Genomic DNA, 8,569 nt, shown 5'->3' on the forward strand with positions numbered 1-8,569 from the left:
GGGGGGTGTGGGGATCGTCACCGTTCCGGGGGGATGTTCGGGCGCCTACGATCGCGAGCGTGAACGACAGCTACTTCGAGCGCACCGGCGAGCGTCGCTTCAAGCCCACCGTCCACGCGGGCGGCGCCTGGAACGACGACGAACTGCACTTCAGCCCGGTGGGCGGCCTCGTCGTCCACGCGATCGAGCGGCACCGGGCGCAGACGGGCGCGGCGGGCGGACTGGCGCTGTCGCGGATCGCCTTCGACATCCTGGGCCGGCTCGCCGTCGACGAGTGCGAGATCACCGTCGAGACCATCCGGCCGGGGCGGACGGTCGAGCTGGTGGAGGCGGTCCTGGTCATAGGGGAGCGGGCGGTGATCCGCGCCCGCGCCTGGTACCTGGCGACCTCCGACACGTCGGCCGTGGCCGGCAGCCCGGTCGAACCCCTCGCCGGGCCAGGGGAGTTCGAGCCGTGGCCGATGAGCGAGCTGTGGGACGGCGGCTACATCGCGTCGATCGACGTCCGGCGCCGGGAGCTGGCGCAGGGCCGGGCCCAGGCCTGGATCGGCAGTGAGGTCGGGCTGGTGGCGGGCGAGGAGATCGGCCCGCTCGCGTCGTTCGTCGCCCTGGTGGACACGGCGAACGGGATCGCGGTGCGGCAGGACCACACGGAGTGGATGTTCCCGAACGTGGACCTCACCATCCACCTGCACCGGCAGCCCGGGGGCCGCTGGACGGGGATGGACACGACCGTCACCTTCGGCCCGACAGGGCACGGCCTGACCAGCACGGTCCTGCACGACGTCCACGGCCCGGTGGGCTCCGCGCAGCAGTCGCTCACCGTGCGGTCGCTGGGGGTCTCGCCGGGGGCGTGAAAACCGCTGGGTGTTCGGTCGGCGGAGACCTACCATCGCGCGAATGACCACTCATGAAGCGATACTCGACGCCGCCCTCGCCCGCATCACCGCCGGCTACGTGTACCCCGAGAAGACGGCGGCGATCGAGGCGGCGATCCGCGGCCGGCTGGCCGAAGGCGCGTACGAGGGCCTGCCCGAGCAGGAGCTGTGCGAGCAGGTGACGCGGGACCTGCAAGCGGTGTGTCCCGACAAGCACCTGCGGCTGCTGTGGAGCGAGGAGCCGCAGTCGATGGACGAGGAGCCGGAGAGCGTCGCCCGGGAGCGGTTCGCCCAGTACGCGCGGGCGAACAACTACGGCGTGCGGCGCGTGGAACAGCTGGACGGCAACATCGGCTACCTCGACCTCCGGATGATCGCCCCGGCGGAGCTCGGCGGCCCGGCGTTCGCGGCGGCGATGCAACTGCTGGCGCCGACCGAGGCGTTGATCATCGACCTGCGCGAGTGCGCCGGCGGGGCGCCGGAGGGCGTGCAGCTGTGGTGCAGCTACCTCTTCGCGAACGACGAGGTGCACCTCAACGACATCTACGAGCGGAAGACGGACAGCATCCGGCAGTACTGGACGCTGGGCCACCTCGCCGCGCCGCGCTACCTGGACCGCCGGGTGGTCGTGCTGACCAGTGACTTCACGTTCTCGGGCGGAGAGGAACTGGCCTACAACCTGAAGACACTGAAGCGCGGCACGCTGGTCGGCGAGACGACCAGGGGAGGCGCCCACCCCACGGCCCGCATCCCGGTGGCCCCGCACGTGATGGTGACGGTCCCGACGGCCCGCTCGATCAACCCGGTGACGGGCACGAACTGGGAGGGCGTCGGCGTGGAGCCCGACGTGAAGGTCCCGGCCGAGGATGCCCTGGAGGCCGCCCTGAACCTCCTGCGGTGAGGTCCCGCGCCCCGGCTGTCGGCCGGCCGCCGACGCCCGGGGCGTAGCGTTCACCTGCGTCGCATTGCAACGATCCGACCTGTTCGTTGCATTACTCTTCAGGGGCTCTGCAACGATTTATTGGCTCTGACCTGCTGTGATGGCAGTTTCTCGCAACGAATGTGTTGCCGCTAACTAGAAAGCAACGTAGCTTTTCCATCGTCAGAAACGGCGAGGGTAACCAGGCCCCGCCGCTGATCGAAGGAGAAGACGATGCAGACGTTCGCCACCCCCGCCCCGGTCGCCGCCGTCCTCGACGTCCCCGCGGGCCGCATCCGTCTCATCGCGGCCGACCGCGCCGAGACCACCGTCGAGGTCCGGCCGGCCGACGCCGCCAAGGGCCGTGACGTGAAGGCGGCCGAGCGGATCGAGGTCGGGTACGCCGACGGTGTCCTGCGGATCGTGGCCCGGGAGGCGGAGAGCCGGATGCTCGGCAACTCCGGCTCGGTCGAGGTCACCGTCCACCTGCCGTCCGGATCCCGCGTCGAGGCGAAGGCGGCCGACGCCGAACTGCGCGGCGTGGGACGGCTCGGCGAGGTCGCGTTCGAGGGCGCTCGGGCCACGGTGGAGCTCGCCGAGGTCGCCGAGGCCCGGCTCACCGTCCAGGCTGGCGACATCACCGTCGGCCGTCTGAACGGTCCGGCCACGGTCACCGCCCAGCAGGGCGACATCCGCATCGGCGAGGCGGTGCGCGGCGAGGTCGTGCTGGAGACGCAGTCCGGGGAGATCTCGGTCGGTGCCGCCCGTGGGGTGTCCGCCTCGCTGGACGCCGGCACCTCCTACGGCCGGATCCACAACTCGCTCCGGAACGCCGAGGGCACCGCCGACCTGCGCGTCCGGGCGACCACCGCCTACGGCGACATCACCGCCCGCAGCATCTGAACCGCCCCGCCCGTCCCGACCACGTCCGAACTTTCCGAAACGAGGCACACCATGAGCATCAACCACGCTGCTTGGACCGGCATGGTGCAGGTCGAGGACACCGCCCTGGCCGTCACCGACACCGGCGGGTCCGGCACTCCGGTGGTCTACCTGAACGGGTCCTACGCGGACCAGTCGCACTGGCGGCGCGTGATCGCCGAACTCGGCCCCGGCTACCGGCACATCACCTTCGACGAGCGGGCCCGCGGCAAGTCGGCGCGGTCGGCGGACTACTCGTTCGAGGCGTGCCTGCGCGACGTCGACGCGGTGCTGGCGGCGCGGGGCGTGGAACGGCCGATCCTGGTGGGCTGGTCGTACGGCGCACTGGTCGCGGTGAACTGGGCCGCCCGCAACCCCGGGCGCGTGGCGGGCGTGGTCTCTGTCGACGGCGCCATGCCCAGCCCGAGCGGCTGGCTCGACGACGCGGCGCGGGCCAAGATCCGCAAGCTGTTCCGCCGCCTGAGCCCGCTCTTCCCGATCTGCCGCCCGCTCGGCATGGCCGCCCGGATGAACGCCGCCCAGCACGCCGACATCAACTTCCAGGCCATCGAACTCTGCGCGCCGACCGCCCTCGAACCGGTCCTCGACCGCCTGACCGCACCGACCCGCTACGTGGTCGCCACCGGCGGCAACCTCGGTGCCAAGGAGAAGGACATCGAGCAGTTCCGCGCCAACCTCGAACCGGTGCTCGCCCGCAACCCGAACATCGAGGTCAGCGCCAAGGTCCCGAGCAACCACTCCAAGATCCTCCGCAAGGACTTCCGCGCCGTCGCCGCCGCGGCCCGCGAGCTCGCCACCACCCGCGACCGCCAGGCTGCATGAGCGGTGCGAGCGGTCCGCCGTCCATCCGGAGCTGCGGGACTCCTGCGCCCCGACCGAGCGATTCACACCCAGTGCCTTCGGCTTCGGCACTTCTTGGAGAAGAGGGCGAGTCCCTAGCTCGGTTGAGGCCGGCTGGACCACCAGACCGAGGCGAAGAGGAACACGCCGGGGAGGATGCCGGCGACGGTGGAGACGGCGGCTGCGGGGGCGCCGAGGAAGGCCAGGGTCATGCCGATGGCGCCGCAGGCTGCCATCGAGCCGCCGAGGACGCGGAGTTGGGGGCGGCTCCAGGCGGTCGCGAGGCCGAAGAAGTGGACGCCAACGACGAAGGCGATCCAGCCGACGGTGGCGGTGGGCGTGTGGAAGGCCTTGTTGATGACAGCGAGGCCGGCGGCTATGCCCACCACTTCGGCGGCGGCGACGAGCCAGTAGCGACCACCGAACCGGGGTGCGGGGGCGGTGGTCGCCTCGGGAGCGGGTCGGCGGTTGAAGAGACCGAGGAAGAGGAAGGCCGCGACCGCGAGGACCCGGAGGGGGACGGAGACGGGTTCGGGGAGGGCGCCGGCGTTGGCCTGGACGAAGACGAGCCCGAAGCTCGACCCGATGAGCCTGGTGGCTCGGACTCTGTTCATGATCGGGAAGATACCCCCCGGCTGTGCGGACCGAGGGGCGGGCCTCAGGTCAGGTGGTCGAACTCCCCGGCCTCGGCCCCGAGGACGAGGGTCCGGAGCCTGGCGGTGGCCCCGCCCCGGCCAGGCCGACGGAAAAGCGCAGGAAGTCGATCCAGCCGACTTCCTGCGCCGTCGAAAGATCGGGGCGGATGCGGGAACCGGTGGGATTCGAACCCACGGGCAGACTCGGAGCAGGGCCGCTCCTCCTCCGCGGATCGATGCACGGGGGGCCTCCGGTGCATCGATTGCAATGGGCCGCTCTGCCACGGGCCGCATCCTGCGGGATTGCGCGGTCCCGCTGTCCGCGATCCTACGAAGTTCCGCACCGGGCACGCGACCGGTTTGCCGGGGCGGCGCTCCGCCCTCCGGCCCGATAACCGCTGTACTCCCCACCCCAGGCCCGATATCTTCGCGCCGCCCCCGTCCCGCACCCGGATCGGAACCCCTTGAGCGATCAACTCACCGCCGGCCTCATCGGCCTGGGCGTCATCGCCGTCGACGTCCTGACGCCCCTCGTGGGCGCCGTCGTCGCCGCGAACCACATCCGCAAGAGGGGCCGCAACGCCCGCCTCGCCATGGCCGGTTGCCTGGTCATGGCACTCGCGCCGGTCGTCTCCACCGTCGCCCTGACGCTCTGGTTGGAACCGCTGATCCGCGCCACCGATCCGGTCCTGGGGGCCAACCTGGTCCCGCTGTTCACCCTGCCCTTCCAACTGGTCGGGTTCGGGCTCCTGCTCGCCGGCGCCCTGTCCGAGCCGAAGCCCCGCCCCGCGCAGCCCCTCCCGCCGATCCAGGTCGAGGTCGAGGTCGAGGCCGCGCAGGGGTGAGTCGCTACACGGCCCGCAGCAGCAGGTGCCCGCGCCGGAAGCGCTCGTTCTCGCCGGGCTCCCGCAGCATCCGGCCGACCTCCGTGAACCCCGCCTCGCCCGCGAGCCGCGCGAGTTCGTCGATCGGCCACCGGTAGGCCGTCGTCACCTTGTGGTCGAACGGCGTCACCGGGTCCCCCTCGGCTTCGAAGAAGCCGAGCAGGACGTGCCCGCCGGCGGCCACCACCCGCCTGAACTCGCCCAGGTACGAGGGGACGTCCGCCGGAGGTGTGTGGATCAGCGAGTACCAGGAGACGGCCCCGGCCAGCGACCCGTCCGCCGCCTCCAGCGCGTCCATCGGCCCGACGTCGAACCGGATGCCCGGGTACGTCTCGCGGGCGATCCCGACGAGCGCGGGGGACAGGTCGACGCCGAAGACGTCGAGGCCGAGCCCGCGCAGGAACGCGGACACGTACCCCGGCCCGCAGCCTAGGTCCGCGACCGGGCCCGGAACGCCGCCGGACCGCACGACGTCCGCGAAGGCGGTGACGAACGAGCGGTCCAGCGGGAGGTGCGCGAGCCCGTCGCGGACGAGGTCGGCGTAGCGGACGGCGACGGCGTCGTACGCGCCGGCGGTGGTCTGGTGATGTGACGAGAGTTCAGGCACGGGCGACGACCCTAGTGCCGCTCAGCGTCGCGCGTGCCGGATCCTCAGCCGCCCGTACCCCATGGCGCCGGAGAACCGGATCGTCGGCCCGCCGCCGGAGGTGCTCCGCGGGGGCCGGTAGACGGTGTCCTTCCAGCCGCTCGTCAGGCCGTCCAGGTCGACGACCGCGTCCCTGGGCACGGTGATCTTCGCCCGGCCGGTGCCGAGGCCCAGCACGATGTCGATCACCGGATGCTCGATGACCGCCTTGGAGAGGTCCAGGTGCACCCGGGCGAACGCCGATTCGACCCTGAGGGTGCGCGGCACCCGCCACGAGCCGCGCCGGACGATCCGCCCGCCGAGGGCGCCGATCGTGGCGGTGGTGCCGGGCTTCTCCGGCGGGAGCGGGCCCAGGGCCTGGACGAGGTCGCCCTGGGTGCGGGCGACGAGCAGCCGGTCGAGGCGCTCGTCCATCTCCTCGTGCGTGATGTGGCCTTCGGCGTACGCCTCTTGGAGACGCTGGACGGCGGTGTCGCGGTCGCTTTCGCGGGCCGGGGGCGAGGGTTCCTGCGGCAGGGAGCTCACGAGTCCCACTCTAGAACGAGCCTGGCGCCGGAAGTCGGCCCTCCGGGTACGTCGCGACGCCCCGTCGGGGTGATCGTCATGTCGTCGGACAAGCGGGATAACCTCGTTCGCGCATATTCGCGCGTACCGCGCACAGCGGAATACCGGGCACGACGGGGGATCGGACCATGGAACGCAAGGACGGCGGCGACGAACGCCTGGCAGCCGAGGGCGAAGTGGCGGTCGCCCGCCTGGCGATCGACTCCGGGGACCTGCCGCACGCCGCCGACCACCTCGCCGACGCGATGATCACCGACCCTCAACTGCCCGAGCTGCACGAGGCCCTGGCCGAGCTGTGCGCCGCCGCCGGAGGCCCGGCCGCCGCCCGCGAGCTCTTCCCGCTCGACGGCCAGGTCTTCCTCGGCACCGTCGTCTGCCGGGCCCACGTCGAGGCGGCGGCCGGCGACTGGGACGCGGCGATCGGCATGCTCGCCTCCGCCGTCCAGTTCGACCCCGGCAGACCCTGGGCGCCCGCCTGGCTGGCCCGCGAGGACCTGCCGGGCCTGGTCGACCCGGACGCCGTCGCCCAGGCCGTCGCCCGTGCCTCCGGCGGGCTGCCCGACCCGCTGCCCGCCGAACTCGCCGACGCCGTCCGCCCGTTCGACACCTTCGTGCGGGCCGTCGTGGACCGCCACCCCGACCACGCCCTGCTCCTCGCGATGGCCTCCGGCCTGACCCGCCGCCTCGGCACCACCGCCCGCGCCGTCGAACTCGCCGAGCACGCCCACCGCCTGGCCCCCGGCTACATGCCGTCCGTCATGCTCGGCAACGCCCTGCGCGCCGACGGCCGCCCGGAGCAGGCGCTCGCCGTGTGGGAGGCCGAACTGCGCCGCGTCGCGCCGGACCAGGACGACTCCAGCAGCTACCTCGCCGTCGACGTCGCCGAGCTCTACGGGACGCTCGGCCGCCCCGCCGAGGGACTGCCCTGGCTGGAGCGCGTCCTCGCGGCCGACCCCGCCCACCCCAAGGCCGGACCGGCGATCCACGGGCTGCGCCACGCCGTCGACGGGGACGCCGCCCACCTGCTCGCGCTCGCCGACCACCACCGCGCCCACCCCGACCACGACTACGCCCAGGACCTCCTCGAACGCCTCGGCCACCGCGCACCCTGGCTCGGCCTCGTCCCCGGCGCCACCGAGGCGACCGTCAACGTGCTCCACCAGGTGCTGGAGGCGCCCGGCACCACGCGCGACACCGAGATCGACTGCACGGCCTCCACCGTCGAGCCGCCCAGCTCGCTGCTGGCCGTCCACCTCGCGCTGCCGCGCACCACCGTCGGATACCAGTCGGTCGGCACCCCCGACCCGCGCCTGCCGCTGGCCGAGCCCACCACCACGCTCTGGACCTGGGACGGCACCGACCCGCGCCCCGCCGTCGCCCCGCCCGCCGCCGCGAGCGCCGAACTCGTCCGGGCCACCGCCGAACTCGTCTGGCCGACCGTCCCCGCCGCCTACGACCACGCCGTCCGGCTCGCCGGGCTGCCGCTCGACGACCTCGTCGGAGTCCTCGCGCACCCGCCCGCGCCGCGCGAGGACGAGCTCGGGCGGGCGCTGCTCGCCCACCAGCCCGAGCTGTGGGTGCGCGCCGTCCAGACCTTCGCGTGCCTGGGCATCGCCCACCACCGCACCGACCAGCCGTGGGCCGGGTCCGACCGCCGCCGCGTCCTGCTCGACCTGCTGCTCGGCCCCGAGGACTGGGTGGTCGAGGCGGCCGGCTTCGCGCTCGTCGCGATCGGCTGGACGCACCCCGGGACGCGCGCCGACATCGCCGCCCAGCTCGGGCGGCGGCTGCGCTACTGCGCGGAGGCGGACCGCACCCGGGTGGTGACGATCCTGCGGTCCGTGGGCCAACTGGCGCTCGCGGCGCCGTGGTTGCCGGCGGAGGAGCTCGACCGGGCGCGCCGCTTCGTCGCCGGCGAGGCGGACGGGACGTCCGAGCCCGCGAAGCCGGGACCTTCGAGGCCCGAGGCCGCACCGCGGCCGAAACCGGGCTTCCTGCGCCGGTTCTTCGGACGCGGCTGAGGCGCGCTCGGGCGCTCGGCCGTTCCGGGCACACGTGCGCGTCGGCGGCGTCGAACCGCCAGTAGCCCGCCGACCCGCAGGCGACCCCACAGGTGCCCCCGAACGTGCCCCCGAACGTGCCCCCCGCACGTGCTCCCGGACCGCGGACTAGGTTCTGTACGGCGGATCTTGTGACCGTCGCATGATCGGCTCGTTGTACTGGTCATGGGGCGGGGAGATCTGAGCAAGGACGAGTGGGAC

At 73.0% G+C, this 8,569-nt stretch carries 9 protein-coding genes; 6 read left to right on the top strand and 3 right to left on the bottom strand.

Annotation, left to right across the window (positions count from 1 at the left end; translation table 11 throughout):
- The first annotated feature begins 59 nt into the window (after positions 1–59).
- The 4 genes from ACFVU9_RS29745 to ACFVU9_RS29760 all read left to right on the top strand — a co-directional run bounded on the left by ACFVU9_RS29745 (position 60) and on the right by ACFVU9_RS29760 (position 3,561).
- Positions 60–857, top strand: a complete 798-nt coding sequence (locus ACFVU9_RS29745; protein WP_387598591.1) for a thioesterase family protein — start codon at positions 60–62, stop codon at positions 855–857.
- A gap of 43 nt (positions 858–900) precedes the next feature.
- The gene (locus ACFVU9_RS29750; protein ID WP_387598594.1) at positions 901–1,779 is read left to right on the top strand and encodes a S41 family peptidase; all 879 of its coding nucleotides are present in this window, start codon (positions 901–903) and stop codon (positions 1,777–1,779) included.
- A 252-nt stretch (positions 1,780–2,031) separates the two neighbouring features.
- On the top strand, positions 2,032–2,700 hold the full coding sequence (locus ACFVU9_RS29755) for a DUF4097 family beta strand repeat-containing protein (RefSeq protein WP_387598597.1): 669 nt from the start codon (positions 2,032–2,034) through the stop codon (positions 2,698–2,700).
- A gap of 51 nt (positions 2,701–2,751) precedes the next feature.
- Positions 2,752–3,561, top strand: coding sequence for an alpha/beta fold hydrolase (locus ACFVU9_RS29760; RefSeq protein ID WP_380498000.1), 810 nt, complete (start codon positions 2,752–2,754; stop codon positions 3,559–3,561).
- A 113-nt stretch (positions 3,562–3,674) separates the two neighbouring features.
- On the opposite strand, the gene ACFVU9_RS29765 is transcribed toward ACFVU9_RS29760, so the two are convergent.
- Entirely contained in the window at positions 3,675–4,193 is a 519-nt protein-coding gene (locus ACFVU9_RS29765; protein ID WP_387598601.1) for a hypothetical protein, read from the bottom strand.
- A gap of 485 nt (positions 4,194–4,678) precedes the next feature.
- On the opposite strand from ACFVU9_RS29765, the gene ACFVU9_RS29770 reads away from it, so the two are divergent.
- Positions 4,679–5,059 carry a hypothetical protein gene (locus ACFVU9_RS29770; protein WP_387598604.1) on the top strand — a complete coding sequence of 127 codons (381 nt, stop codon included), beginning with the start codon at positions 4,679–4,681 and terminating at the stop codon, positions 5,057–5,059.
- A 4-nt stretch (positions 5,060–5,063) separates the two neighbouring features.
- On the opposite strand, the gene ACFVU9_RS29775 is transcribed toward ACFVU9_RS29770, so the two are convergent.
- On the bottom strand, positions 5,064–5,705 hold the full coding sequence (locus ACFVU9_RS29775) for a class I SAM-dependent methyltransferase (RefSeq protein WP_387598607.1): 642 nt from the start codon (positions 5,703–5,705) through the stop codon (positions 5,064–5,066).
- A gap of 21 nt (positions 5,706–5,726) precedes the next feature.
- Complete coding sequence (locus tag ACFVU9_RS29780) at positions 5,727–6,269, bottom strand: DUF1707 domain-containing protein (RefSeq protein ID WP_380443775.1); 543 nt, start codon at positions 6,267–6,269, stop codon at positions 5,727–5,729.
- 167 nt (positions 6,270–6,436) lie between these two features.
- Here ACFVU9_RS29780 and ACFVU9_RS29785 point away from each other — a divergent pair, with 167 nt between their 5' ends.
- Complete coding sequence (locus tag ACFVU9_RS29785; RefSeq protein ID WP_387598610.1) at positions 6,437–8,329, top strand: hypothetical protein; 1,893 nt, start codon at positions 6,437–6,439, stop codon at positions 8,327–8,329.
- Positions 8,330–8,569 lie beyond the last annotated feature (240 nt).

The organism is Kitasatospora sp. NPDC057936, assembly GCF_042887525.1.
Lineage (GTDB): Bacteria > Actinomycetota > Actinomycetes > Streptomycetales > Streptomycetaceae > Kitasatospora.

What these genes read in the sequence shown, in the direction of transcription:
- ACFVU9_RS29755 (WP_387598597.1), top strand. Translation starts at nt 2,032, where the DNA reads ATGCAGACGTTCGCCACCCCCGCCCCGGTCGCCGCCGTCCTCGACGTC.
- ACFVU9_RS29760 (WP_380498000.1), top strand. Translation starts at nt 2,752, where the DNA reads ATGAGCATCAACCACGCTGCTTGGACCGGCATGGTGCAGGTCGAGGAC.
- ACFVU9_RS29750 (WP_387598594.1), top strand. Translation starts at nt 901, where the DNA reads ATGACCACTCATGAAGCGATACTCGACGCCGCCCTCGCCCGCATCACC.
- ACFVU9_RS29785 (WP_387598610.1), top strand. Translation starts at nt 6,437, where the DNA reads ATGGAACGCAAGGACGGCGGCGACGAACGCCTGGCAGCCGAGGGCGAA.
- ACFVU9_RS29765 (WP_387598601.1), bottom strand. Translation starts at nt 4,193, where the DNA reads ATGAACAGAGTCCGAGCCACCAGGCTCATCGGGTCGAGCTTCGGGCTC.